This window comes from Mucilaginibacter lutimaris (assembly GCF_042676625.1).
Lineage (GTDB): Bacteria > Bacteroidota > Bacteroidia > Sphingobacteriales > Sphingobacteriaceae > Mucilaginibacter > Mucilaginibacter lutimaris.
This window is the reverse complement of sequence record NZ_JBHTIA010000002.1, coordinates 133,214-159,636: the sequence shown is the minus strand read 5'-3', so window position 1 is coordinate 159,636 and position 26,423 is coordinate 133,214. Positions and strand designations below refer to the sequence as shown.

Genomic DNA, 26,423 nt, shown 5'->3' with positions numbered 1-26,423 from the left:
TGTTAATTAAAATCCGTAACGCAGGCCTAACTGAAACTGGTAAGGGTTACCGCTTAGGTTTGATACCCCGGCGTTGGTGTTAACCGTATATACATACTCTTGCTTGGTAGCATCAAAGCTTTTGATGTTGTAAATAGAGGTTGCACCAAGGTTGTGGTTTACCCCCCATTTCTTATTAAGCAGGTTGCTTACGTTAAACAAGTCGACAGACAACTCTACGTATTGCTTTTTAGCAAAGTTGATTTTCTTGATCAGCCTTAAATCTACTACACCGTAAAAAGGGTTAACACCACCGTTACGTTCGGCTATTTTACCAAAGCTGTTACGGATGTATTCTTTCATACCTTTTTCAACCTTAGGGTTGTTAAGGATAGCGTTGATACCATCTTTAAGATATTGAGGGGTTGATGCGGCGTTAGGGTCGTAAATGTAGGCCAGGTCGTTGCTGGCAACAAAGTCGCCGTTTACGTTTCCGTTCACATATAACGAGTAGCGGGTACCGCTTAAGCCCGAGAACCTTACACCGGCGCTAAAGCCATGGAATGTTGGCGAGCTGCCGTAAGCCACAATTTTGCTCCTGAACTGGTTGTCGGAATAGCTCATGCCGCCAAGGTTGCGCGGGTCGTCTTTTACGTATTGTACCAAGGTGGCTGTGTTTGCCACGTTACCATTGTAAGAGGTGTTGTCTTTAGTTTGGTTCCAGGTATATGACACCGAAATTTCTCCCTGTTTGTAATATTTATAATCGGCATCAAATACAAAAGCCATTTGGTTTACCTTACCAACGCTTTGCAACTCTAACACGCGGCCAACTTCGGTAGTTTTGCGGCCTTGTGTCCAGTCTACGGTACCATTATCTGCCTTAATGCTGCTTGCAGGTACGTACACTCCCCTGTTATCTTCTGCAGCAATACGGAAGTAAGGATTGTCTACCATGTTTTTATCGAGGTAGGTGTAGTTGTTACGGCCAAGGCTTAAGTACCCACTTGCCGTAACCCTGAAGTTTTGCGCGAAGAAGTGCGAGTAAGATATGTTGGCTTTATAAACAACCGGTACTTTGGCGTCTTTACCATTCATGTTAATGGTAGCCAGCTTTTGTATAGCGGGATTATTAAGCAGATCTAAACCGGGCGCGGTTGATGGATCGTTCCGGTACGCCGGGAAGTTTGGTGTTGGTATCAAAGCCGCGTTTGTAATATCTACCCCCACAATGTGCGAACCATCAAACAACATATTGTTGATCATAGAGTACGGGTTTAACGCCGAACCTAAGATACCGCCGCCTAAACGGATAATATCTTTGCCATTCTGGCCAACATCCCATGTTGCCTGTACCCTTGGCTGTACCTGGAAAGTTGCAAGCTTATTAGCGGTGTTTAATCCAAGTGTATTGTAAACAGCCTGGTTAAAATTCGCGTGGTCAAGGTAAGTGGTATAATCGGCACGGATACCGGCCGTTAAATCAAAGCCCGGGAATAAGGTTGTTTGTACCTGCGCGTATACGTTTGGCGCAAGAATGTTAAACTTTATATTCCTGTCTGATGATGTGTAGATGTCCCTCGCGTAACGGTACGGCGTAAGATTATCAAAATTAGTGAGGCCGGTAAAATAGAAACGACCGTTTATTTCGCTACCATAAATAGAGTTTTGGTTGGTGAAGGTTAAGCCACCACCAAAAGTAAAGTTGTATTTCCCTTTTGTCCAGTAAACGTTATCGGTCAATTGGGCAACATTGTTGTTAAAATAATCACCGCCGTAACGCTGGCCACCTAACTGTATGGCAGTAGAATAGCTTGAGCCATCGGCCGCTTTAGACGATATATTTTGAACAATGGCACGCGGGATATTATCCTCAGGTAGCTGGCTGTTTGCAAACAGTTTGTTGTACTCCCAATAATGCTGAACCTTTAATTCGTTGGTTAAATTAGGGCTTAGTATGGTACGTAATGAAGCCATCACGCTGTTATTTAAACTTTTTCGTGTGCTGTAAACTTCATACAGATTGATGGCGGTGTTATCGCCGTCTGATTGATTGTCCAGATCGTAAATAAAGTTATCGCGGATGGTAAATAAGTTCTTGGGGTTTATCTGCCAGTCGATACGGGCGAAACCCGCGTGGGTGTTCTTAAACTTATCAAACTGACCAAATTGCGGTGAGCTTGCCACGCCATATTTGTTACGGGCTATGGTTAAATAATTATCTAAAGTAGCTTGTGTTACGTTAAAGCGCTTTTCGTCATCTGCCGCCTGTATGTTGGCAATGTACAATGGCCTTGAATCGGCCTGGTGATCCCACGCTATAAAAAACTGGGCTTTATCCTTAACAATTGGGCCACCTAACGAGAAACCGTACTGGTAGGTAGAGAATGCCTGGTTACGTTTCAAACCGTTAAGGCCGTATGGGCTCGATAACCAGTTGGCACGCGCGTAAGTAAAGGCACTACCGGATAGTACGTTTGTACCCGATTTAGTTACCGTGCTGATAGTACCGCCACCTGCATTACCGTAGGTAACATCGTACTGGTTGGTTACCACCTGGAACTCCCTTACCGCTTCAAGCGAAATAGAGTATGCCCCGGTTGGCTGCCCGCCCGATATGGTACCCCTTGCCGCCATACCATCAATAGTATAGTTGGTTGCCGATGCAAGCTGGCCGCTTAAGCTACTGCCCGCGCTAAGTGGCGACAAGTCTGCCAGGGAGGTAAAGTTACGGCCGTTAACAGGCAGCTTTGCAATATCTTTAGCGGTTACCGCGGTTGCCGAGCCAATGTTCTCTATCTTGTTTCGGGTTGATGGCGCCTTAATTTCAACAGCGTTAAGCTCCTGTACCTTTTGCTCCATCACAAACGATACCTGTAGCAAATCGCCCTGGTTTAGGGCGTAACCGGTTTGTTTTTGGGTAGCCAGGCCCATAGCTTCAACTGTAATGCTATAGGGCGAACCTAAAGGAAGCTCCTTTAACAGGAAAGTTCCTTTTGAGTTTGATGTAGCCTTAATGGTAAAACCGGTAGACTCATTTTTTACGGTAACGGTTGCATTCGGCAACAATGCGCCGCCTGCATCAGATACCTTACCGGAGATACCGGCCAAGTTGGTTTGTGCCATAGCCGCCGTTACCAGCAGTAAATTAAACAGGCAGGCAAGCCATATTTTTTTGAGGAATTGTTTTTTCATGCTTAATAGTTGTGAGTTTTAATTAAGCGCAAAAATGTGTGGGTAATGTTAACGGCAGATTTGCCTATGATTACTGTTATATGGTGATTAGTTTAATTAAAGATTAACGCCTTAACAAGCACCCTGACTTTTAATAACAAAAGCTTTTTATTGCAACAATAATAGTATTACACAAAAAAGCCTTTCAGCGATAGGCTGAAAGGCTTTTTTAATGTTTATTGCTATTGCTTACAACAACAGCCCCTTCAAATCAGCCGGAGAATAGTTGATGGATTTCAAGGTTTTATTATCCGCCGTGCGGAACACTAAAAATTTAGATTCCTCTTCTTTATAATGTGCTTCGCTCCCGTCTTTTTTAAGGTAATGGGCAATGGTTTCGTTTGCTTCTTCGATGGTGTTACAAGCCTTGCTCATGTTAGAGCGGTGTACTTCGTCAAACAGCGCTTTAAATTTTTCCCCAAGGCCAAACTCAAGTATTGCGCCTGCAAGTACATATTGTATATCGCAAAGGGCGTCGGCAATCTCAACCAGGTTATTATCTGCAATGGCTTCCTGAAGCTCTTTTACCTCTTCGGCCAAAAGTGCAACGCGCAGGTCGCAACGTGCTTTTGATGGAATAGTTGGCTCATCAAGAACCGGGTGTTTAAACGTTTTATGAAATTCGGCAACCTGGTTTAACGGCGATGCTTCCTGCATGGTGTAATAGCTTTATGGGTGTTAATGATTAAGCCAAAGCTAATAATTTTTGAAGCTTTTTACAGCGGAATTGTCAAACCTGCCAGCGGCCATAAAACCTGCTTTAAAAACTGCTCATGAAATAGCAGCGGCATAGGTGCAACCAGCCAAAAGAATACCCAGATACGGGCTAAAATTTTATTTTGAAGGAAATTGATCCTGTTTACTCCTAACACTTTCTCTGCCAATACCAAAGTGCCCTGTATTACAAAGTATAGGGTTGGCAAACCATAACCACTGTTTACGGGTACGCTCAATGCCAATTCGTGCAACAGGCCCGAGAACACAAATGCGATCATGAGCGCGGCGCCGCTCCCCACCTTAATTTTTAGCGGACGAAAGATAGCTATTGATGTCATCTCACTAAAGGCGATGTTCCAGCGTTTGCTCCAAAGCTCGGTTAGGCTAAGGGCTTTTGCCGGCTGGCGAAACAGGTAATAGGTATTTACGCCTGAGAACCGCCACATGCCAGCGCTGATACCTAACATACCGAAATGCAATATCAGGCTAAAAGCTATCAACAGTATGGCACTCACTAACACATACGTAAGCTTTGCATTTAAATAATGATGGACAACCAAATGAGCTAAGCCCACCAACAACCCTCCTATTATTATCCGGCTGATACCAAACCTAACCATAGCCCATGCATTTGGCAGCGGAGGGTTGCCCAAAGTTTCAAATGGTTCGGCACGCATGCCTACCCATCCTATGGCATAAACTATCCATTGCCTAAAACTAAGGGTCAAAGGTTTATGGCTATAACGCTCCGTTACGGCTATAACCTTCATACCGCTGAATGTAGTTGCTATGATAGTGAGCATCTGCAATATGGGATGTTCATGTATAAATAAAAAGTGTATAAGCAGTATCGTTAAAATTAGTGTAAGCCAACCTGCCAAAACAAGTTTGTGTTTAATAAATTGATAGCCCAATACAATAATGGTGAGGTTTATGAGACCGAAGGCTTCGAGATGCAGGAACAGCAGGCTATTCATATCTGTTTAAAATTAACATAAAACGCGTAACTATAAATTATACTAAGAGATATAAACAGTGTAACTAAAGTTACTTCGGCAAGCTTGTGCCATTTACCTTTAGGGAAGCTCAGCCTGTCGAAATAAAAGAATTGCACCAAAACGCGGGAGATCCAGTAAGCGGCAATAAACCCGGTTACAAATCCCGCCAATACCGAGCCATTCAAAAGTTCGGAAGAGGCAAACAAGGACACAAAACCAAAGCATAGATTGGTGACCAGTATATACCCGGCATACGTCCAAAACATTTGTTTAATAAGTGTTTGAACTTTAGCCAGCTCTACATTAAACTGTAATACGCCTGGTACGCCAAGGCTGCCAACAACCAGTACTATCTGTGCCAGTCCGGCAATTTGCACGGCATCTTGTATAGTGATCATATTTGTTTCCATATCCCCCTGCTTAAAGTATAGCAAATGTAAAACAAATTCATAAAGTTTCAATAATTACTGAAAATATAATTCATATTTAACTATGAGTACACTTAGAGATTATGATAGCAGCTTCTCACCATAAAAGCGTACTTTTGCAATGCTTTACAACTGTTCATACAAACTCTCCGGCGCATGGATATCAATCATAACAAATACCTCGGTACAAAACAAAAAGCGCTTGCCATTAATCTCGACCCTGCTATCTATGGATCTTTTGCCGAGATTGGTGCCGGGCAGGATGTGGCGGCCAACTTTTTTAAAGCGGGTGCATCATCGGGCACAATAGCCAAAACCATGTCGGCTTATGATATGACCTTTTCTGATGCCATTTACGGTTCACAACAGGTAAAGCGTTATGTAACCGAGCAACGCCTTTTAGCCATGCTGGAAAAGGAGTATGACCTGCTGATAGAGCGCCTTGCCGAGCAACGCGGTCACAATACTACCTTCTTTGCCTTCTCTGATACATTTTCGGCGCTTAACTACTTTAAAACGAACGATGGCCACGGTTGGATGGGTGTCCGTTTCCAGTTAGAGCCAAACGGCAAATACCAGGATGTGCTGCTGCACGTAAAACTGTTAGATAATCATAACAACCTGCAGCAACAAGCTGTAGGTGTTTTAGGTGTAAACCTTATCTACGCTTGCTTTAACTATTACAAACAACCCCTTAGTTTCCTGCTATCGCTGATGGACGACCTGTCTAAAGACAGGATCCAGATAGATATGATCCATTTTGAAGGGCCAGCGTTTACAAAGGTTGATAACCGTTTAATGAGCCTTTACCTTGTAAAATACGGTTTTTCTGACGCGGCCTTGTTTGGCCCTAACGGCAAAAACAGGCAGCCAAGCGAGGTATTATACAAAAAGCATATTGTAGTTGTACGCGGCCGTTTCCGCCCGGTAATTAATGTGCATATGGATATGCTAAATACCGGGGTTAAGCAGTTTTTAGATGAACCGGATGTAGACAGGAATAATGTGGTTGTAATAACCGAGCTAACCCTGCAATCGTTAAAGGAACGCGATGCCGATGAGAATGCCGAAATTGACGAAAAGGACTTTCTGGACCGTGTAGATATACTTTGTTCGCTCGGGCAAAACGTACTGATATCGAACTTTCATGAGTATTACAAACTGGTGGCCTATCTCTCAAAAATTACCAAACTTAAAATGGGCGTGGTATTGGGTTACCCTAACTTAGAGTATATTTTTACCGAAGAGCATTATCAAAACCTGCCTGGCGGCATCCTGGAGTCGTTTGCTACATTGTTTAGCCGTAAGGTAAAGGTGCTGATATACCCTACCCTGCGCGACGGCCAGATCTGGAATAGTGAAAAGTTTACCCTGCCCCCGCATCTAATAGACCTGTACCAATACCTAATAGCTAATAACAAGATAGAGGACATTAAAGACTATAATAAAAACAACCTTAACTTTCAAACAGATAAGGTTTTGCAACTGATAAAGGAAGGCGCTGCCGGGTGGGAAGAATTTGTACCTGCCGAGGTTGCAGCCATCATTAAAGACAGGTGCCTGTTTGGTTATGCCTGCGAAATAAAAAGCGATAGCACTACCGCCCAATTACCCGGTTTAAGCGCATAAAACAGCCCGGCTGCTACTTGGCAACCAGGCTATTTAATGTAACACAAATTATTGAGCGGTAAACTTAAAGCTGTGGATGATAACCTCAAAAGGCTTATCATCTGTTGGTGCCAGGCCTTTAAATAACCAAAGATTTATAAGCACCGGCATAGCCACATTGCTGATAGATACTGCCGGGCTCTTAAACTCCTTACTCATAAACAGGTTATCCCTCGGTTCATCGTTAACATGGCCATAGAGGGTTTTAAATGTAACGCTGTTAGCCGTACGGATAAATTTGTGGGTGGTATAAGTACCGTTTGGCGATGTAAATTCGGTGCTGTAACTGGTATGCTTTGGCGGGCCACCCACTTTCGGGTATACCGTGTAGTTTAGGTTGGGATATTCACTGTTGCCCCAACGCGCAAATTCAATGTCTATCTCATCGCGCGCATCAGTTCCCGAATAATCAAACAGGCCAAGCACCAGGTTTTTATCAAACTTATCTACATCGGCATCTATCTGCCATTGGTATGTGCCCATACCAAAGCTTACTGTACTGGCAACTTCGGCACATTCCCAGCGGCCGGTGGTTGCATTTTTGCTAACTTTTAAGTGCAACCATCCGCTGCCATCTACCCAAACGTTGTTGCCGCTCCAGTAATTTGGCCCCGGCCCTGTTGCTTCTGCCGGTTCTTTTACATGCCAGGTGTAGCCACTCCATTTAATGGTTTTGCCCTGCGCGTTAGCATTCTCAACTAATGCCGACAGCAACAATGTAAATACGATAACATATATTCTCTTCATGGCGTTTACTTATTTTAGTCCGGTAGCAATAGCTAACATTAACGAGTTTGCATCTTGTGTATCGTAGTCGCCGCCCCACAGGTAGGCGCCCTTAAATGGATTGGCTTTTATGTAAGCCGTCTTCGCGGTAACCAATGGCACACCGTTATAATACACCCCCTTGCCGGATTTATCGGTAAACTCTTTACCGGCAGCTGTTGGGTCTGCGGTTAAAATATCTTTGTAGGTCATGTAATCATACGACCCCCAGCTTTCGTTATTACCGGCCGCGTTTAAAGCGTTATAACGCAAACCAAATGCAGGCATGCCAATAACCAGTTTGCTTGCCGGCAAATGGAAATTCGTCCAGATAGCGGCACCGTCTTTCATAAATTGTAAACTCGACGACTGGCCAACCGGTGCATCGGGCCCAATGTGGATGTTATCTTCAAACGCGTGTACGTTTATCCAGTCAAAAGCCGAAAGGTCCGGGTAGCTCCAATGCATATAGTTTACCGTGGCGGTAAGCGTTAGTATAGCAGTTGGCGGTAATGCCGCTTTAAGTTCGGCCGCGAATGGCGCTATGGCAGCCATATTGGCATCGGCATTACCCGAGTTAATGTCTGTCATCATAATATCAACCCCATCCATTTGTTTGGCAGCTACATAAGCTTTAACCAGCCCAACCAGCTTGGTACGTTTGGCAGGGTCGCGAATGGCGGTACCAAAATCGTTGGTTTCGTAAATAGCCCATCCATCAATACCCGATAACCTGCCACTGATGCCCATAATAACAGGCACACCGGCAATATGGGCACGTGCTACAATCTCTCTTGCTTTTTGCCCCGGTTCGCCGGGCGAAGTATCCAAATCACCCTCGGGAGATACCAAACCAATTTTATAGGCCACATGGGTAACGTTTTTAAAATTAACATTAGCAGCTGTAGCATCCTGTGTTAGGTACGACATGGCTATCTTGGTATATGGCTTAAAGGTATATGTAGATGGGTTAACCAAAACCTTGGTACTCCTAACACTCGAATCGCCATTGTATGACACTTTAAGCTTAACGGTAAATTCGCCTCCCTTAGTTGGCGCAAATGCAAACCTCTTATCTTTGGATACCTCTACCCCATCAACCATCCAGCTAACGGTGGCTTTACCCGCCGGTGTAATTTCGATACCATTAAATTTAGCGGTATCACCTTCGTTGATGATCTGCGCGCCCGAAAACTCCCTAAGGATGTCAAATATCCTTGGTTGAAGCGGGTTATTGTCTTCCTGTTCCTTGGCGATGTCTTTTTTACATCCGGCGCTTAATGCAACCAGGATCACCAGCAGGAACGATAATCTTTTATAAATCTTTTCCATTTTCATTTATGATTTAATATGCTTTTATCCTTATTTTTTTGCTGCCTTAACTTCGGCATCAATCGTATTCAATAGTGAGTTTGTACCGGCATCGTCCTGTAATAATTGCCAAACCATTACACCACCGGCTTTTTGTAAAGCAAGCGTGGTTTTACTTTTAATAGTTGGCAGGCCATTGTAGTAGATAGTGCCACCCGCAGTTACAGTTACCTCGTCCTTGGTTTCGGCCCCGGGGTACTTTTTGATAATATCTGCAAATGCCATATCCTCGGGCACGCCATTGCCGAAACCATAACCGTAAAAAGGTAATCCAAGGCTTAGTTTTTCTTTAGCGATACCGCGTGCGCCGCCCCAGTAATCAAGGTCATCAACCGCCATTGAATAGGGCGAATGCTGGCCCGGCTTCTCCGGTTTCCACGGCCCCGTTTTGTCGTACGACATGATATTAATAAAGTTGAACTGTGCCAGCGCCTTATCAGTATATTGTGTTGCATAAACTGTTGCAATAGCCGTTGTAAGCAGCTTGCCCTTAGGTTTTAACAGTGCTTGCAACTCTACCACAAAAGCTTCGTAATTGGCATCTACAAAGTGGCCCTCCAGATCAACGTCTATACCATCAAGGTTATATTGAGTGGTTAATGATGCTATGCTGCCAACCAGTTTGGCGCGGCTGCTTTTATCTGCAATTAGCTTGGTATAATACTCCGGCGCAAGCCCCCCGCCTATTGATGCTAAAACCTTTACGTTTTTAGCATGTGCTGCTGTAACCAATTCCTTTAACCCGCTAAGCGTGCTAAAAGCGCCATTGGCATCAGGGTTAATAAATGCGATATTAAGGTGGGTTATTTTGCTAAAATCAAACTGAATAGCCCGGCCATCTACCACATTATATTCGCGCAGGTAACCAACCACCCTGAACGAGGCAGCGGCAACCGGTTTTTTATCATCGTCTGTCTTCACTCCGGACCGCGCAGTTTTTTTACAGCTGCACATAAGGGCTAACAGTAAAACAGCACACCAAATATTTCTTCCCATTATTTTCATCATCCCATCTATTATTGTTTATCCCACCAAACGCGTGCTGTCCAGTCATCAATTCCTCCGTTTAACTTGGCAATTGCCTTATTAATGTTGGCAGCGTTTTGCTCAGTTTCGGTTAGCGGATATTCAAACCTGCGTGGCGTAGTTGTGGTGGTAGATTCGTTGGTGATTGCCGGGGTTAACTCGGGGAAGCCTGTACGGCGCCAGTTAGCAAATGCCTCGGGGCCGTTCAATAACAAAGCTATCCAAAGCTGTGTATCAATAGCCTTTAACTCGTTACCCGGCGCAAGAGGGTTATCTGTTCTAAAGTTTTGGATCTGGGTATCTGTAATAACCGGCCCGCCTTTAAACAAAGCCAGTTGTTTCATAGCCGCGGCAACACCATTCTCGTAGTGGGTTTTGGCGTTTGCGCCTAAGCTTAAGTTCCATCGTTGCGACGCCTCAGCTAACAAAAGCTCCGTTTCGGCATAAGTGATGTGAAAATATGGCGCGTCGTTAGTTATCATCCAGTTAGCCAATTGTACTTTTTGTCCATTGTTTGGCACCTGCACTTTACGGCCACCGCCAAGGTCAACCTCAACCGCACCTAAAAAATCATCATAGTTGTATTTACCTGGGCCAACGCCAATAATGCCAACACCAGCTGCTCTTAAAGCGTCGCTTACATCAAGCCTTTCCGACGGTTTGTCGGGGTTAACCCAGTAATTACGTGCAATAGGCACTAAACGAGGGTCGTTGGCATCTTTTAAAGCATTTAATAAAGTGCTGCATATACGTGGGCGGCCCTCATCGGGGTATTGATTAATAGCCACCGAAATGCCATTACCGCGAATATCGGCATAACTGTTTTGCACATCGGCATGACGGGTTATACAATTATCATCCGCACTGGTAAATACACCCGCAGTATAAGCGGCCTGCACTTCGGCCTTGGCCTTTTCAGGATCAACCTTGCTCAGCCTCATGGCTAAACGCAGGTGTAACGAATTAGCGAATTTTTTCCAGGCGGCGGTATTGCCCTGGTAAAAAATATCATTGGCAACATTGTCTTTAGAAGGATTCAACTGTGCCGAGGCTTCTTTAAGCTCTTTAAAAAAGTCGTTGTAAATATCCTGCTGCGCATCAAACTCCGGGCGTATAATGCCGGCTATATAACCCTTACCTGCCTGCGAATACGGAATATCACCGTAAAGATCGGTCATGCGGGCAAATATGTACACCTTCATGATACGACACATGGCATTAAGATTGGTCTTAAGCGGGTCTTTTGAAGAACGCTCTACCGCATCAACAATGTTCAAAACGTCGTTAGGGTAACCAAGTTCCCAAAGTTCGGACATGTATTGCCTGTTCTTCACATATTCAAAACCGTAACGGGTGTAATAAGCGCCACCTATTTGCTGCACCAACGGCATGGTCATGATGATGCTGGTACGTTCGTTTATGGTTAGCTCGCCCGAAAAACGCAGCTGCGTAAGCACCAGTTGGTTCACCGGGTCGAGGTTGCTCGACTTGGTGGGGTCGGTATTCATGTCACCAAAATCATTAAACTTTTTACAGGATGCCGATAGGGTGGCAACCGCGAAAAGCATGATGGCTATTTTGTTTATATATCTTTTCATATTTATATGATTATCAATAGTATATATCTTTTGTTAGAATTTCACGTTCAGGTTAAAGCCCCAGCTTTTTCTTGATGGTAACGAGCCGTACTCAAGGCCCTGGCCATTACCATTATTGTAGTTAGAGTCGGGGTCAACATTAGGTACATTTTTATGTATGATGAACGGGTTACGGCTAACCAATGCTACCGACATATTTTTGATGCCCCACTTTGATGAAATTGCACTTGGGATATTATAGCTAAGGGTTATTTCGCGCATTTTAATATAGCTCGCATCGTAAATAAACGGCGTTGCCACGCCATTACCATCGCTATAGTAATTAGCCCAATATATTGACGGGTCTACCGCTTTGGTGTTTTTAGCATAAATAGGTTTGCCCGAGCCATCAACACCTGTTTGTACTACGCCCTGCGGAACGTAGCCCCTAACGTTGCCAGCCGCCGCCCATTGCTCGCTGCTCATACCCGCGGTTTGGCGTGCTTCTTCAGATGCTATCCACTCGGCTCTGCCCGGTAAGGTAATTAAACTGGACCCGCGTATCACGTTGAACAGGTTTGTCATTGAGAATAAGCTTGCGCCATGTTTTACATCCACAACAAAGCTTAAACCAAAGTTTTTGTAGTAGAACTGGCTGCTTAAACCGCCTGTCCAGCTCCAGGTTCCTTTACCTAAAACTTCGCGGTCTACCGTTTGCAGCGGCGCAAGGGTAACCGGGTCAAGTACGGCGTTGCCCTCATCATCTTTTTGGCCGCCGTAACCTAATATGGCGCCGTAAGCCGTGTTTGGCCTTGCTACAACTGATGTACCCAACCAACGGGCATCAGATAAGGTTAAATAAGGTATGCCCTCTGCAAGCGACTCTACATTATTGACGTTACGCGCAAAGTTCACATTCAAGTCCCAGCTAAAATCTTTGGTAACAATTGGCTTGGCGTTTAAAGCTATCTCGATACCTTTATTGCTTATGACGCCTGCATTTACAGATTGCTGCGGGAAGCCGGATGATAACGCGATGTTAACGGTGTTGATCTGATCCCTTGATTTAGAAGTGTAATATGTTACATCCAAACCTATCCTGTCTGCAAAAAATTTCAGGTCAGTACCTACTTCAAATGAACGGGTGCGGGTTGGCACCAGGTGCGATGGCAAAATGGTAGTTGCTATGCCTCCCAATGGAATGCCATTAAATGTTTGCGGATTAAGCTGATAGGTAGGATTCAATTGGTATGGATCGGTATCGCTACCCACTTCTGCAGCCGAAGCCCTTAACTTACCAAACGAGAGTATGGATTTAGGGATCTTAAACGCGTCGGTAAATACAAAGCTTGCAGACACTGATGGATAAGTGTACTCATTATTATCTGTAGGCAGGGTTGATACCGCGTCGCGGCGTACCGTTGCGTCTAAGTATAAATAACCTTTGTAACCGGCACTTAACAAGCCATATACAGAACGGGTTTCGCGCCCCCTTGGCGGGATCTGCACAATGGTTTTGTCGGAAAAACTGTTTGAGCTAACCACATCTGTTGCTACCTGGTTAATATATGAACCTGTGTAACCGGGGTTAAAGCTGTGAGATATACTCGCGCCGACACGGGCAGATAAATTAAGAGATGGTGTTACCTGCTTTTGCGCGGTTAACAACATATCAGCCTCTGTAGTTTGTACCTTTTGATTGGTAGTTTCTAACCTTCCGGTTAAGGAACCCGGTGTAGAACGCGGGCTAAATTTCTCGTAATCAAAATAGGTAAAATCTGTTGAGGCACGGCCCTGCAGGTTTAGCCAGCTGGTAAAAACATAATTGGCCTGCAACCCGCCAATCATACGGTTCTTTTTGGTGCGGTTGGTCATTTCATTGATCACCCAATATGGGTCAAGCCGGTACTGGCCACCGCCCCATTCAACATAGTTACCTTCAATATCTTTATACCCGGTTTTAAAGTAGGCCTGGTCTACGTTGTTAGCCAACCCGATAAAGTTGTTACCGATGTTACCCGGGTCGTCTGCCAGTGAAGGGCGATTTTTTACATTCTCGTTCATGTACATCACCCTTGCCTCAACCGTAAGGTTTTTACCAAACTTAGAGCTGCCTGTAAAGTTGAATGTGTTGCGGCGCATGTTGCTGCCGGGTACAATATCGTTATTACGAAGATCGGAAATGGATAAACGGAAATTGCCTTTATCGCTTGAGTTTGATAGCGCGATAGTATTGGTAAAAGTTGAACCCGTGCGGAAGAAGTCCTGGATGTTATTTTTTACCAGCGCGTAAGGGCGGTACACGCCATCGAAACCTATTACCTGTAAGTTTGGGTCTAACCGGGGGCCAAAGTTGTTAAACAGGGTGTTTTTGGCCTGCGCGGCATCTATCACCAACTGCTCGGAACTTCCTTGCCCGTAAATGAACTGGTTACCGTCTAATGTGGTTAGCTGCTTCTCAAAAGATGATGTGCTGTTAAATTCGATACCCAATTCTTTACGCTGGCCACCCCTTTTGGTAGTTATTAAAATAACACCGTTGCCTGCACGGCTACCGTAAAGCGCTGATGCCGAAGGACCCTTCAATACACTTATTTTATCTACATCATCGGGGTTAATGGCCGAGATGGCATCGCCAAAATCTTGTCCGCCCGAATACTTGCCGCCGCCTACCTGGCCGTAGTTAGAGTTGTCAATAGGCACGCCATCTACCACGTATAACGGCTGATTATTGCCGGTAATGGTTGTATTACCACGGATAATAACCCTCGACGAACCTGCCGGGCCACCCGCGGTACTATTGATAATTAAACCGGGCACTTTACCCGCAAGCGAGTTCATGACGTTAGTTTCGCGGGCTTTCTTAAGATCGTTACCGTCAACCTCAGCAAAAGCGTAGCCTAAAGCACGCTGCTCGCGTTTAATACCTAATGCGGTTACCACTACCGTTTTTAATTCGGTGCTACCCGGCTTAAGGTTGATGATTACAAATTTTACGTTTTCGCTGGCAATGACAGATGACGATTCAAAACCCAGCATCCTGAAAGTTATGACATCGCCCGTATTGGCTTCTACAGCAAACTCGCCCGCACTATTGGTCACCGCCGACTTGTCGTTTTTAGTATTTACTACAGTTACGCCCGGTAACGGCAACTTATCCGAATCGAGCACCTTGCCTTTTAGTGTAAATGCTTCGGCGGTACCGGGATTGTTTTTAAGCGCCTGTATCATTACCGTTTCGCCGGCAATTTTGTACCTGACGTTTATCTGGCTTGCCAGGGCGTCAATAACATCGTTCAGTTGCTTGTTGGTTACCTTAAGGTTTATCCTGCGTTTAAAATCAACATCGGCAGGGTTGTAAGAGAAATGCACCTTAGTGGCATCCTCAATTTGCTTAAATACTTTTTCAACCGGCTGGTTTTGCCAGTTAAAAGAGTAGAGCGCCACTGTGGGAGTGGACTGGGCAAATGCGCTGGTATAAATAACCAGGAATACTGCCCCCATCATCCTCAGTAACATTTTAGAAAAAAAACGTTTAGCGGGTAGTTTTTTCAGCATAGTTTAAAAGTTTAGGGTACGTTGATTGTGATATGGTTTAGTTTTAGAATACAAGTTTTATGGTATTGCCATTGTGCGTATAGGTAAATTTGTTTACAAAGCCAATGGCATCAAGTACATCGGTTAAGCTTTTGTTAGTGAACTGGCCGGTAAACATTATTTTGTCTGTCTGCTTCTCGTCGGCTTTAATAAGTACACCATATGTCTTAGCTATTTTGTCTACTATCTCCTTAAAATCGGCGTTTGTAAACACCAGCCTGCTGTTTCTCCAGTTTTGTATCTCCAACTGGTCGAAGTTAGTTTTAGTGAAATTTTTATCGCCCTCAGCTAATACAACCTGTTGCCCGGGAATCAATATCTGGTCGGCAATATTTGATTGAGATTGAGTAGCCTCAACCTTAACCTTACCTGTTGATAGCATTACACTCGCGCTTTTGGCATCGGCATAACTGCTTACCTTAAACGAAGTACCTAAAGCGGTGGTGGCGGTTTTATTGGTTAACACTACAAATGGGCGGGTTTTATCTTTAGTTACCTCAAAAAATGCCTCACCCGTTAAAAGCACATGGCGGTCATCCTTATTGTAATCGTTAGCCATTTTTAGTGAGCTCGATCCGTTAAGCGTTACGGTTGTGCCATCGGGCAAAACCACCACTTTTCGGTTGCTAAAGTTTGTTTGGGCTACAAGGTGATAGTTATTGGCTGTTGCCCGGCTATACAATACCGCGCCCGATAAAGGAGTATTGTAGCGGTATAAACCATAACCAATAGCCAGAACAAGTAATGTGGCGGCAACAGCAATGCGCGGTAGCCATAAGCGCCGAACATTTGTGGAACCTAAAGCTTTTGTTTGGAGCTGCTCGGCAGCTATTGATGCCTTGAGCTTTGCCAGTGTCTCCTGCTTTTCTTCCTTACTAATTTTTATGCTTAGTAAAAGGCACAGCTCGCGCGCATCGGTAATTTTCTTTTTCAGCAGAGGTTGCGTAAGGATAACATTTTCCCAATGTGCTTTATCGGCATCATTAAGTTCGTAGCAATAATTAATAAAGCTCTCGTCAGTTAAAAAATCCTCGACATTAAAATTTGTATAGTCCATTAAGTTGGTATTTACACACAAGTGCAATATATTATTCTTTTTTACCAAAACTTTTTAAAATTATTTACAAAGATTTTACATACCTTCATCATAGCTTAACATATACTGTTAAACTACTTAGACATTAGACAGATGGGTACCAAAACAGAAAAGGTTAAAAAAAATTGGGGGTTGCTGGTACAAGGCGATCAGCAAGGCCTTTACGCCTGTTTTGATATTTTTTATGACGACCTGTACCGCTTTGGCGTTTGCATGTATAAGAACCCCGAATTGGTTAAGGAGAGCATTAATAACCTTTTTATTGAGCTTTGGCGTATACAGGACAAACTTTCGGCAGTACAAAATGTACAGCAATATGTACTTACAATATATAAGCGCATACTTTACAAAACCTACCAGCAGTATAGCCGCGATACGTTTACTACCACTTTAGAAGAGGCAGATGTAGAAGCCGGAGCAGCCGAGCAACCTTACGAAAACATCCTGATAGCCAGCCAGCAGGACGAGATCACCAAAAAACGGCTGCAAAGGGCCCTTAACCAGCTTACCCCCCGCCAGATAGAGATTGTGCAGATGCGTTATTTTGACCAGATAAGTTTTTGCGAGATAAGTGAGCGCACCGGCCTTACCGAGCGTACCATTTACAACACCCTGCATAATGCTATTAAAGTTTTAAGGGATGTGTTCTTGCTGGCGCTGATAATTAAGCTACTAAGCTAAATGGCTAAATATTTAATAATAATGTAGATTAATTTGGTAGATATTATTACTATTAAAATTATTGATACATTTCTTTATTAAAAGCAAAATAAACTATATTTAGCAAACTAACTATTATACTGATTTCTTGGATTGAAAACTATTAGCCGACGAGATTTTTTAGGCAAGGGCGCTATGCTTGCAGGCGGCACCTACCCCGCCATGATGGCTTTAGGCCTTTTACGCCCTGCCCCCGCACACGCTTTTAATTTAGAGGGAAACGGGAACGGCAAACACATTGTAATATTGGGCGCAGGTTTAGCCGGCATGACCAGCGCTTATGAACTTACCAAGCTTGGCTACCGCTGCACTATATTAGAAGCGCGCGTGCGTACAGGCGGACGTTGTTGGAGCATCCGCAACGGCAGTACCCAAACAGAAACTGATAAACCAACCGCTACCGCACGTTTTGACGAGGGCCAATACTTTAATGCCGGCCCATCGCGCATACCACACAACCACGAGCTTACGCTGCATTACTGTAAAGAACTGGGCGTACCGATACAGGTTTATAATAACGTAAACGAGGGCGCATATTATTTTGCCGAGGGCAAGGGCCCACTCTCAAACAAAAAAATAAAAGTGCGTGAGGTACATAACGACATTCGCGGGTATATGAGCGAAATGCTGGCCAAGAGCATCGATCATGGTGGGTTAGATGGCGCGCTTACCAAAGAAGACGCCGAGAAGGTTATTGAATACCTGAAAGCCGAAGGCGGATTGGATGTTGATAAACTTTACAAAGCATCAGCACGGCGCGGCTATACCGAAATGTATGGCGCGGGAGATAAACCCGGCAAAATTGGAGACCCGCATAAACTGGCAGAGCTGATCCACTCCGGCCTGATGGACCCAGATTTTTATAACGTGGCTGAATATACCTACGAGTTACAGATGACGATGTTCCAGGCGGTTGGCGGCATGGATAAGATAGCAACGGCATTAGAGAAAAAAGTAGCCCCATTTTTAAAGATGGGTGCTGAGGTAACCGACATAACAAATCTGCCCGAAGGTGTAAAGGTTTTATATACTGATGCCACAGGTAAACACGAACTTAATGCAGACCTGTGCATTTGTACCTTACCATTGCCCGTATTAAGTAACATTAATCATAATTTTTCGGCTGATGTAAGCCGTGCTATAGATTATATTGGCTACATCCCCACCGGGAAGATAGGCTTGCAATTTAAACGCCGCTTTTGGGAAGAAGACGAACATATATACGGCGGCATTACCCACACCAATAACGATCTAACCCAAGTTTTTTACCCATCGTATGATTACCTGGGCAAAAAAGGCATCCTGATAGGATATTACAATTTTAACGAAAAGGCGCAGAAAATTGGCGCGCTTAGTTTTGCCGAACGTGAGAAATTCGCCCTTGAAAAAGGGAGGCTGATCCATCCGCAGTACGATAAGGAATTCGAAAACTCGTTCTCGGTAAGCTGGCACAAAACCAGGTACAGCCTTGGCGGCTGGGCGGTTTATAATACTGATACGCGCAAAAACCAATACCCCGCGCTGCTAAAGCCCAACAAGCAGGTGTATTTTGCCGGCGAACACCTTACCTATTTAAACGCGTGGATGGCGGGCGCGTTCGAATCGGCAAGAAGCACCGTAGCAGCCTTGCATGCAAGGGTTGGCGGGCAACAGGTTCAATACAAAGCACAACAATAAAACGAAACTAAAAAACTAAAATACCTTCACCATGGCAAACTCAATTAACCGCAGAAACTGGATCAGATCCAGCGCTTTTATAGCCGGGGGACTGGCTTTTTATTCTGGTACCATCAGTAAATTATCGGCTATGCCCAAACCCGCATTAACATTGCCACGTGCCCTTACCGACCGCGAGGTTGCTGCAGCCGCTCCGCTTGAACTTAAAGCAAGGTTACTGGCAAACGAAAATCCTTTCGGGCCGTCGCCTGCGGCTAAAAAAGCCATTGCCGACGCGCTTGATAAAAGTTACCAATACCCTTTCGCGCTTGGTTCGCAATTAAAAAGCAACATAGCCAAATACGAAGGAGTAGCTATTAAAAATATCATTATTGATTCGGGTTCTACCCCATTGCTGCACGCCGCTGCACTATGCTTTACAAAAGGCGGAAAAAGCGTTATCACCGGCGACCCATCTTATGACGACCTGCCAACCTACGCCGAGGAGTTTGACGGCAAATGGGTAAAAGTGCCCTTAACCTCCGATTATAAGTTAGACCTTGATGCCATGGAAGCCAAGGTTGATGCCAACACCGGCATGGTTTATATATGCAACCCTAACAACCCCACTGCAACCGTTGTAGATACCGCCAAGCTTAAAGCCTTTTGCGACCGCGTATCTAAAAAAACAATGGTGTTTATTGATGAGGCTTATATTGATTACCTGCCCGACCCACAGGGAAGCAGCATGATAAGCCAGATAAAAGCGGGTAATAACATTATTGTAGCGCGTACCTTCTCTAAACTTTATGGTTTTGCAGGCCTGCGCCTCGGCTATGTCATTGCCCAGCCCGATACTATTAAGCTGTTTAAACAATATGCAACTGATGGCTTCAATATCAGCAGCACTACCTTAGCCGGTGCTATAGCAGCTTACCAGGAAAAAGATTTTTTAGCTGAAACGCTTAAAAAAACCAACGAATCTAAAGAATACTTATACTCCGTTTTGAAAAAAGAGGGCTATACTTATATCCCATCATCGGCCAATTTTGTAATGTTCCCGCTTAAAATGGATGGCAAAAAATTCAGTACCGAAATGTTTAAACGTAGCGTAGGCATCCGCGATTGGAAAATAAACGGCCAGGACTGGTGCCGCATCAGCATTGGCCGTATGGACGAAATGGAAGCTTTTGCCGCCGCGTTTAAAGAAATATCTTAATTAAAAGGGAAGTAAGAGATCAAGATGCAAGAAGCAGGAAAGGACTTGAGTTTGCTTTTTTGTCTTGATTCCTGACTCTCAATATCCTGACTCTCTAAAAATTTTATGCGTAAACTAACATTAACACTATTACTTGCAGGCTCAGTTTATCTCTGCAATGCCCAAACCGTAACACCAAGGCCACTTACCATGGCCGAATACAGCAAAGCGCAAACCTTTACCATTGCCGACCTGGATAAGGACACCTATGTAAAGTTCGAGAACACCTACGTGCTGGATAGGTACGAAGGGCGCAAGCCATACTTTATCACCGGCAGCGACGGACTTAAAAAACGCATAGATCTGTATAAACTGATCGCTAAAGAAGGCATGCAGGAAATTGGCACCATGGTATTTTATACCAACGAGAAAGGCAAGCTATATAAAGCCTTAGTACCCGATTTTACGGCCGATGCAAAAGTTTGGGAGCAGTATTTTCAGGATATTGATAATATTAACAAGGTAGAGACCAATTTCATCTTAAAGTTATCATACATACTGTCTAAAGAATTGAGTTTTCAGCAATATAAATTGCTCAATGGCGGTAAAGACATGAAAGAGGAATCAGCTACCTATGGTAATGATATTTGTTTCCCGGGTGATGAATTAGTAACCATGGCAAACGGCGATAAAAAACTTTTAAAAGATGTAAAAAGTGGTGATGATGTAATTACTGTAGACCCGGCTACTAAAGTAGCATCAGCAGTAAAGGTAAAGGAGCTTACCACACACGATGCTAAAAACTACGCTTTAACCAAGCTGGTGCTGGTATCGGCAAAGGTAAACGGCAATAATATTAAACTCAACAGTAAGATTTTACAGGCTACCCCCAACCACCCTATGCTTACCAAACAGGGCAATCAAAAAATTGGCAATATTAATTTAGGCCAGGATGTGCTTTGCCTTAACGAGCAAACCGGCAAGTACGAAAACTTTACCGTTCTGCTAAAAACCGAGCAGGCAGGCGGCACCCAAAAAGTTTATAACATTGTTGCCGATGGCGGCAGCACCGTTATTATGAATGGCGTTATGGTGTTGCAGAAATAAGCCAACATTTATTAAATTGGAAAGGGCTTATTTGATAAGCCCTTTTTTGTTTTATAACCTATACACACCACTAATGTTCAAAAATCGGCACGCTATATTTTAATGCATTTTGGTACACTTGCCAAATATTTCTACTTGTTCTGCTCATGTCCAAACCGGTAAAATCCATCTATAACTTACATTTCGCGCTGGTTTGTTTAAGCTCGCTGTTATTTTCTGCAAGCTTTAATATGCTTATACCCGAGTTACCAGCCTACCTTACCAGCCTTGGCGGCGGTGAGCATAAAGGGCTAATTATAGCTTTATTTACTTTAACCGCCGGAATATCCCGCCCTTTTAGCGGCCGGCTGACGGATACCATTGGCCGTGTGCCTGTAATGGCTGTTGGTTCAATAGTTTGTTTTGTGTGCGGGTTTCTTTACCCGGTTTTAGGAACGGTTTCGGGCTTTTTGTTTCTGAGATTGCTGCATGGTTTTTCAACCGGGTTTAAACCTACGGCAACCGCGGCTTATGTTGCAGATATCATCCCGCGCGAGCGTTGGGGCGAAGCCCTGGGTTTACACGGCATTTGTTTTAGCACAGGGCTTGCCATAGGCCCGTTCATTGGCAGTACCATAAGGCTTTATTTTTCATTGAATACGCTATTTTATACTTCGTCATTTTTAGCCCTGATGTCTATCATCATACTCATGAACATGAAGGAAACACTAAAGGTAAAGCAAAAGTTCAGCCTTGCTATTTTAAAGATCTCGCGCAAGGATCTTATTGCTGTTGAGGTTTTACCTGCTGCCATTGTAACGCTGCTATCATACGTAGCATACGGCGCCATATTAACCGTTATACCCGACTGGAGCGGCCATCTGGGCATCATGAACAAAGGCTTATTCTTCATGGTGTTTACCATTGCATCCCTGCTTATTCGTTTTGGGGCGGGCAGGGTATCAGATAAGTATGGCCGTGTATCGGTCATAAAAGTAGGGTTGTTTTTGCTGGTAATATCACTTGTAGTTATTGGTTATCAAAAAACAGCTTTTGGGTTACTTGCAGGCGGTGTTATTTATGGTGTATCCACGGGCATCTTATCCCCTGCCCTAAACGCGTGGACGGTTGATATGAGCCACCCCCAATATCGTGGTAAGGCAATGGCAACCATGTATATCTCGCTGGAGGCTGGTATTGGTTTGGGCGCTTTAATATCCGGTTGGTTTTACCAGGATGTAATTAGTATGGTACCATCAATATTATACGCCACAGCGGTAGTAACCGTGTTGGCCATAATTTACATGATGTTCCGTAATAACATACCCGAGAAACACCGGGAAGATGTGTTAATGGAAACAGAAATTTAAACCACCTGTATAAACCCGCACTTACGAAAGTACGGCAGCCACAGGTAGGCGTCAGCCAACAGGTCGGCCGTTGGTATCTTTTGGCTAATACTCAGCGCGGAAATGGCATCGTAAAGGTTAACATGGTTTTTACACCCCTGCAAAAGCAGGTATTGCAATTCGGTTATCTCATCTAACACAATCCTGTAATTTTTTCTGCTGATGGCTATAAAAGTTTTTTTGGGCGATGGCAGTTCGTATTCTTCATCGTGCAGCACTGCCTCAAAAAACTGTTTCATTGGTATATCCAACTCCAGCAATTGCAGGCATTGGGGGATGCGGATGTTTAGGGTGGTGGAAAACATCTGGTACACATCTGTTGTACCCGTATCCATAATATCCTGCTCTGTACCCGGCGCTCGTAGGGCGACCTGCCGGGTGCGCTCTATTCTTGCCAGTGCCGCGGGAATATCAAACGCGCTGCTATCTTCCCCCTCAGCTAATTTGGGTTTGGTTTTATCTAAAAAGTCGGGGAACTTTTCACCAAGATCATACAAAGTGTAAGATGTTGACGGGTGATACATGAGGTATGCCTTTGCGAAGCTGTCAAACAATTCATCCCCCATAAATTTCTTGCTTACGGCGAAATCGGTATACATACAATCAAGCAACCGCATCATGTATCCCGAGCTGTAAACGTTTAAACGGGAATGTACGGAAGCAATGTCGTTATCGGTTACAACGTCATGCTCGTTCAGTTCATAGGTATGGTTAGCGTATCCTATCTTTTGGTTAAGAAAGCCCGGCGCCATTACCACTGTGCGCAGCCAGTTTTGCAACAATGCGGTGTCCTGCTTAACCATTTGATGCCTGCAACTGAAAATCTACCGGGTTTGATACCGGCAAATGTGGTGAACGGTAAACACCTTCCTGCGGGATGTTGCCTTTTAAAACTTCCTTAGCTTTAAAAAGCTCTTCTAATAGTTCCGGATATTCGGGGATTTTAGCATCCCATTCCAATAAAGTACTTACGCCACCCGTTAAATTATACGCCTGGTGGAACAGTTCCCAAACTTTTGAGGGAACGGGCTGGTCGTGGGTATCCACAAGCAGTTCGCCGCAATCTGTTGGGCCTGCCAGGTGCATTTGCACAATACGTTCATGAGGCAAGCTATCAATATACTTAACAGCATCAAAGCCATGGTTATGGGCCGATACAAAAACGTTGTTTACATCCAGCAATAAACCGCAGCCTGTTTCTTTAGCAAGGGCCGAAAGAAACTCCCATTCGGGCATAGTTGATGCCTTAAACTGCAAATAGGTCGACGGATTTTCTAATATCAGAGGGCGTTTTAAATAATCCTGAATTTTTAATACCCGTTCGGCAACATGGTCGAGGCTCTCTTCGGTCATGGGCATGGGTAAAAGGTCGTGCGTGTTGGTATAGGCCACCCCTGTCCAGCACAGGTGGTCAGATATCCACTCCGGTTCTATCGTTTCGGCCAGTGCCTTAAGCTTCTGCAGGTAGTTATAGTTAATAGGGTCGGTACTGCCTACAGATAGTGATACACCGTGCATTACAACCGGCACCTGCTTACGTACATGCAACAATACATGTGTAGCAAAGCCAAAATCATCCATAAAGTTCTCACTGATGATCTCGAACCAGTCTACCCCTGCCGGGTTGTTGAGCAGGTAATTAAAATGCTTGTTTCGTAAACCCACGCCAAGGCCCAAATTTGGCAGGCCCAGGCGTGGTGTAGTTTTGATGCTCATGGCAATTAAGTTATAAAGCCTCATCCCACCCTCTATTATGGGGAGGACTTAGATAAAGCTGATTTTTAGGTTGACGGTGGGAAGGCCAAACGCAAATCGCTTGGTTTTGGCTTATCGGGCACGGGTACACCACGTTTTTTCAACACAGCTGCATATGCGTTCCAGGCAACATCATACACCAGGTCTCCTTGAGCATAATCAACAATTGCAAATGGCGTAGGCTGGTATTTGGGTTTAGGTCCAAAATCATTCAACTGCATCTGGTAATCGTTTGGTGCAGGTATGCTCGGGTACATTTGCGAGGCCGAAATAGGTACTGCGCATCCGCCTAAGCTACCGCAGGCGTTATCTGACGGGGGGCTGTATGGCGAAACCTTATCGCCTTTGGCCTTCAGGAAGGTATTGTTTGCAGATGAACCGCAACCGCCTCCACCACCTGTAGATTGTACAAAACCGCAACCACCTTCGCCCTTGCACTCGTTGGAGCCTTTACAGGCGTGGTACAGCTGTACAGGTGCGCAACTTGCAGGGTCTTTTACGATATCTTCATCAAGGTTTAAACCCTGGCAGGCGTGATATAAATGTTCGTGACGGTTCAATGGTGGGTATTCCTTAGATGTTACGCCCAATGATAAATCAGGCGCTTTACCAAACACTGCCCAGCAGATAGACAACCTATCGCCCGAGCCACCCATAGATGGGTAAGGGAACGCGGTTTTAGGGTTTTGGAAGTAATCGTTTAACACCCGGGTTACACCGGCAATAGCACCTGTTGAGGCACGGCTAAACAGGTCGAAGTTTTTACCATCGGCATCGTTCAATTTTAAACGGTTAAGTGCACCTGCAATATCGCCGGATAATGGTAACTGCGGGTAAAGCTTTGGATTGTAAGCAGCCGTTTGCAGCATTTCGGGCGTCCATTTATTGCCCTTGGCATGCCACTGGTCCCAGGTTTCAATTTTACCGCTCCTTACCAACTCTAACACGAAGGCGAAAGTTTCGTAATGATCCATCTTACCATATGTACAACGCGCTTCTGCCTTGGCCGAATCAACCTGTTGTCCCGTCGCGTTATAAGAAGGATATTTATTGCGCAAAACCGGGCACTTAGGCTGAAACATGTCCTGTACAGCCATTAAAGTAAGCGGCGTTTTCAAATTACGGCTTTTGCTAACACGCGCTAATATCTCGTCGATTACACCACCGCCCTCGCCCTGGTCGGTAATGCCATTTATCATGTTCAGCACATCGTGCAGCGCTCTTTCAAGATCGCCGGTATTGATGCTGGTTGGCATGTATGGATATTCGTCCTGGCTTGTTTGTGTTGCGTCAAGCCTGCCCGGGTTAAATACTTCTTTTTGAATGGCGTATTCCAGTTGCCTGTTATCCCCCCCTGCTGAAGATACTTTTTGAGATTTAGCAAGCCCTTTTTTATAAACTATTTCCCAAAGGGTACTTCCGTCTGCATATTGAATAGACAGGTAGTTCCATAATTGCAAGTACATGTTACCAATAGAACCAAACATAGGTAATGGCTGCCCTTCTTTCCAGTTATTGTAAGGCGCCTTTTCCTCGTATTTCTTTTTCTTATCGTCACGGATATCTGCCAAAGCAGCTTTTTCTGTTTGCTCAATGGCAAGGAACAGGTTACACTGGTCTTTATCCATTGGCCCCAGTTTTACCTTAATATGGGTGCTTTTAACGGTATCTTTAAAATCAAGTATACCCGGCAGTACAGATGAATCGGGCGAATAGCATTTCCAGGCGTAGGTTTTTTCGTCCTGTAGCGGCTCGCAGGTAAATTTAGGGTCGTAACCCACAACTTTGGCAAGGTTAGAGATAATTTGCAAGTGCAGCATTTCGGCAACAAATACGCTAAATACGGCGTTAAATGCCTGCTCATTCGCGTTTTTTGGATGCGCGGATGCGGCCATGCCCGGCCAGGTGCGACCTTCGTAAAAATTACTGCCCTTACTGTTTATTTCGTGCATACCCTTTAAAGAGTAAAGCGACGTCATATAAAGGGGGATAGTAAATAATTCGACGTTTACTGCAGATTGCACCATGGCGTGCAGGGCCTTTTCGTCGATGTCCTTGTATGATACCGGCCGGTTTGCTAACCGGCTATCATCTGTAAACAAGAGCGTTGTTTTCATGATTAAGGTTTGGTTGGTTTAAGAGG

19 protein-coding genes are annotated in these 26,423 nt (G+C 44.6%); 6 read left to right on the top strand and 13 right to left on the bottom strand.

The window, feature by feature from the left end; all coding sequences use genetic code 11:
• Positions 1–6: 6 nt before the first annotated feature.
• The 4 genes from ACFQZI_RS00680 to ACFQZI_RS00665 all read right to left on the bottom strand — a co-directional run bounded on the left by ACFQZI_RS00680 (position 7) and on the right by ACFQZI_RS00665 (position 5,338).
• Positions 7–3,174, bottom strand: a complete 3,168-nt coding sequence (locus tag ACFQZI_RS00680) for a TonB-dependent receptor (RefSeq protein ID WP_377137334.1) — start codon at positions 3,172–3,174, stop codon at positions 7–9.
• A 228-nt stretch (positions 3,175–3,402) separates the two neighbouring features.
• Positions 3,403–3,870, bottom strand: a complete 468-nt coding sequence (locus ACFQZI_RS00675; RefSeq protein ID WP_377137332.1) for a pyrophosphohydrolase domain-containing protein — start codon at positions 3,868–3,870, stop codon at positions 3,403–3,405.
• Between the two features lie 59 nt (positions 3,871–3,929).
• The gene (locus tag ACFQZI_RS00670; RefSeq protein WP_377137330.1) at positions 3,930–4,907 is read right to left on the bottom strand and encodes an MBOAT family protein; all 978 of its coding nucleotides are present in this window, start codon (positions 4,905–4,907) and stop codon (positions 3,930–3,932) included.
• A complete protein-coding gene (locus ACFQZI_RS00665) occupies positions 4,904–5,338 on the bottom strand; it encodes a hypothetical protein (RefSeq protein WP_377137328.1) in 435 nt (144 codons plus the stop codon). The genes ACFQZI_RS00670 and ACFQZI_RS00665 overlap by 4 nt, the downstream gene beginning before the upstream one ends.
• 174 nt (positions 5,339–5,512) lie before the next feature.
• Between ACFQZI_RS00665 and ACFQZI_RS00660 the strand changes: the two genes are divergently transcribed.
• Positions 5,513–6,985: a TonB-dependent receptor gene (locus ACFQZI_RS00660; protein ID WP_377137326.1), complete on the top strand. Its 1,473-nt coding sequence runs from the start codon at positions 5,513–5,515 to the stop codon at positions 6,983–6,985.
• Positions 6,986–7,033: 48 nt separating this feature from the next.
• Here ACFQZI_RS00660 and ACFQZI_RS00655 read toward each other — a convergent pair whose 3' ends face one another.
• The 6 genes from ACFQZI_RS00655 to ACFQZI_RS00630 all read right to left on the bottom strand — a co-directional run bounded on the left by ACFQZI_RS00655 (position 7,034) and on the right by ACFQZI_RS00630 (position 16,417).
• A complete protein-coding gene (locus ACFQZI_RS00655) occupies positions 7,034–7,771 on the bottom strand; it encodes a glycoside hydrolase family 16 protein (protein WP_377137324.1) in 738 nt (245 codons plus the stop codon).
• Positions 7,772–7,780: 9 nt separating this feature from the next.
• Positions 7,781–9,121, bottom strand: coding sequence for a glycosyl hydrolase family 18 protein (locus tag ACFQZI_RS00650; protein WP_377137322.1), 1,341 nt, complete (start codon positions 9,119–9,121; stop codon positions 7,781–7,783).
• Positions 9,122–9,151: 30 nt separating this feature from the next.
• Positions 9,152–10,081: a glycosyl hydrolase family 18 protein gene (locus tag ACFQZI_RS00645; protein WP_377137320.1), complete on the bottom strand. Its 930-nt coding sequence runs from the start codon at positions 10,079–10,081 to the stop codon at positions 9,152–9,154.
• Positions 10,082–10,176: 95 nt separating this feature from the next.
• Positions 10,177–11,784 (bottom strand): SusD/RagB family nutrient-binding outer membrane lipoprotein, encoded by a 1,608-nt coding sequence (locus tag ACFQZI_RS00640; protein ID WP_377137318.1) that lies wholly within the window; start codon positions 11,782–11,784, stop codon positions 10,177–10,179.
• A 33-nt stretch (positions 11,785–11,817) separates the two neighbouring features.
• On the bottom strand, positions 11,818–15,321 hold the full coding sequence (locus ACFQZI_RS00635) for a SusC/RagA family TonB-linked outer membrane protein (RefSeq protein WP_377137316.1): 3,504 nt from the start codon (positions 15,319–15,321) through the stop codon (positions 11,818–11,820).
• A 43-nt stretch (positions 15,322–15,364) separates the two neighbouring features.
• Positions 15,365–16,417, bottom strand: coding sequence for a FecR family protein (locus ACFQZI_RS00630; protein WP_377137314.1), 1,053 nt, complete (start codon positions 16,415–16,417; stop codon positions 15,365–15,367).
• 132 nt (positions 16,418–16,549) lie between these two features.
• Here ACFQZI_RS00630 and ACFQZI_RS00625 point away from each other — a divergent pair, with 132 nt between their 5' ends.
• The 5 genes from ACFQZI_RS00625 (at position 16,550) to ACFQZI_RS00605 (ending at position 22,486) form a co-directional block, all read left to right on the top strand.
• A complete protein-coding gene (locus tag ACFQZI_RS00625; RefSeq protein WP_377137312.1) occupies positions 16,550–17,137 on the top strand; it encodes an RNA polymerase sigma factor in 588 nt (195 codons plus the stop codon).
• A gap of 132 nt (positions 17,138–17,269) precedes the next feature.
• Positions 17,270–18,853 (top strand): flavin monoamine oxidase family protein, encoded by a 1,584-nt coding sequence (locus ACFQZI_RS00620; RefSeq protein ID WP_377137310.1) that lies wholly within the window; start codon positions 17,270–17,272, stop codon positions 18,851–18,853.
• Positions 18,854–18,884: 31 nt separating this feature from the next.
• Positions 18,885–20,051 carry a pyridoxal phosphate-dependent aminotransferase gene (locus tag ACFQZI_RS00615; RefSeq protein WP_377137308.1) on the top strand — a complete coding sequence of 389 codons (1,167 nt, stop codon included), beginning with the start codon at positions 18,885–18,887 and terminating at the stop codon, positions 20,049–20,051.
• Between the two features lie 105 nt (positions 20,052–20,156).
• Positions 20,157–21,137, top strand: coding sequence for a Hint domain-containing protein (locus tag ACFQZI_RS00610; protein ID WP_377137306.1), 981 nt, complete (start codon positions 20,157–20,159; stop codon positions 21,135–21,137).
• Positions 21,138–21,283: 146 nt separating this feature from the next.
• Positions 21,284–22,486 carry an MFS transporter gene (locus ACFQZI_RS00605; protein ID WP_377137304.1) on the top strand — a complete coding sequence of 401 codons (1,203 nt, stop codon included), beginning with the start codon at positions 21,284–21,286 and terminating at the stop codon, positions 22,484–22,486.
• On the opposite strand, the gene ACFQZI_RS00600 is transcribed toward ACFQZI_RS00605, so the two are convergent.
• The 3 genes from ACFQZI_RS00600 to ACFQZI_RS00590 form a co-directional block, all read right to left on the bottom strand.
• The gene (locus ACFQZI_RS00600) at positions 22,483–23,328 is read right to left on the bottom strand and encodes an HvfC/BufC N-terminal domain-containing protein (RefSeq protein WP_377137302.1); all 846 of its coding nucleotides are present in this window, start codon (positions 23,326–23,328) and stop codon (positions 22,483–22,485) included. The genes ACFQZI_RS00605 and ACFQZI_RS00600 overlap by 4 nt on opposite strands.
• Positions 23,321–24,241 carry an MNIO family bufferin maturase gene (gene bufB / locus ACFQZI_RS00595; RefSeq protein WP_377137300.1) on the bottom strand — a complete coding sequence of 307 codons (921 nt, stop codon included), beginning with the start codon at positions 24,239–24,241 and terminating at the stop codon, positions 23,321–23,323. The genes ACFQZI_RS00600 and bufB overlap by 8 nt, the downstream gene beginning before the upstream one ends.
• 65 nt (positions 24,242–24,306) lie before the next feature.
• The gene (locus tag ACFQZI_RS00590) at positions 24,307–26,397 is read right to left on the bottom strand and encodes a ferritin-like domain-containing protein (protein ID WP_377137298.1); all 2,091 of its coding nucleotides are present in this window, start codon (positions 26,395–26,397) and stop codon (positions 24,307–24,309) included.
• Between the last annotated feature and the right edge of the window lie 26 nt (positions 26,398–26,423).

Coding starts and splice junctions, on each gene's coding strand:
- ACFQZI_RS00655 (WP_377137324.1), bottom strand. CDS start 7,771: ATGAAGAGAATATATGTTATCGTATTTACATTGTTGCTGTCGGCATTA.
- ACFQZI_RS00635 (WP_377137316.1), bottom strand. CDS start 15,321: ATGCTGAAAAAACTACCCGCTAAACGTTTTTTTTCTAAAATGTTACTG.
- ACFQZI_RS00600 (WP_377137302.1), bottom strand. CDS start 23,328: ATGGTTAAGCAGGACACCGCATTGTTGCAAAACTGGCTGCGCACAGTG.
- ACFQZI_RS00630 (WP_377137314.1), bottom strand. CDS start 16,417: ATGGACTATACAAATTTTAATGTCGAGGATTTTTTAACTGACGAGAGC.
- ACFQZI_RS00625 (WP_377137312.1), top strand. CDS start 16,550: ATGGGTACCAAAACAGAAAAGGTTAAAAAAAATTGGGGGTTGCTGGTA.
- ACFQZI_RS00670 (WP_377137330.1), bottom strand. CDS start 4,907: ATGAATAGCCTGCTGTTCCTGCATCTCGAAGCCTTCGGTCTCATAAAC.
- ACFQZI_RS00610 (WP_377137306.1), top strand. CDS start 20,157: ATGCGTAAACTAACATTAACACTATTACTTGCAGGCTCAGTTTATCTC.
- ACFQZI_RS00665 (WP_377137328.1), bottom strand. CDS start 5,338: ATGGAAACAAATATGATCACTATACAAGATGCCGTGCAAATTGCCGGA.
- ACFQZI_RS00660 (WP_377137326.1), top strand. CDS start 5,513: ATGGATATCAATCATAACAAATACCTCGGTACAAAACAAAAAGCGCTT.
- ACFQZI_RS00680 (WP_377137334.1), bottom strand. CDS start 3,174: ATGAAAAAACAATTCCTCAAAAAAATATGGCTTGCCTGCCTGTTTAAT.
- ACFQZI_RS00650 (WP_377137322.1), bottom strand. CDS start 9,121: ATGGAAAAGATTTATAAAAGATTATCGTTCCTGCTGGTGATCCTGGTT.
- ACFQZI_RS00615 (WP_377137308.1), top strand. CDS start 18,885: ATGGCAAACTCAATTAACCGCAGAAACTGGATCAGATCCAGCGCTTTT.
- ACFQZI_RS00675 (WP_377137332.1), bottom strand. CDS start 3,870: ATGCAGGAAGCATCGCCGTTAAACCAGGTTGCCGAATTTCATAAAACG.
- ACFQZI_RS00590 (WP_377137298.1), bottom strand. CDS start 26,397: ATGAAAACAACGCTCTTGTTTACAGATGATAGCCGGTTAGCAAACCGG.
- ACFQZI_RS00605 (WP_377137304.1), top strand. CDS start 21,284: ATGTCCAAACCGGTAAAATCCATCTATAACTTACATTTCGCGCTGGTT.
- ACFQZI_RS00640 (WP_377137318.1), bottom strand. CDS start 11,784: ATGAAAAGATATATAAACAAAATAGCCATCATGCTTTTCGCGGTTGCC.
- bufB (WP_377137300.1), bottom strand. CDS start 24,241: ATGAGCATCAAAACTACACCACGCCTGGGCCTGCCAAATTTGGGCCTT.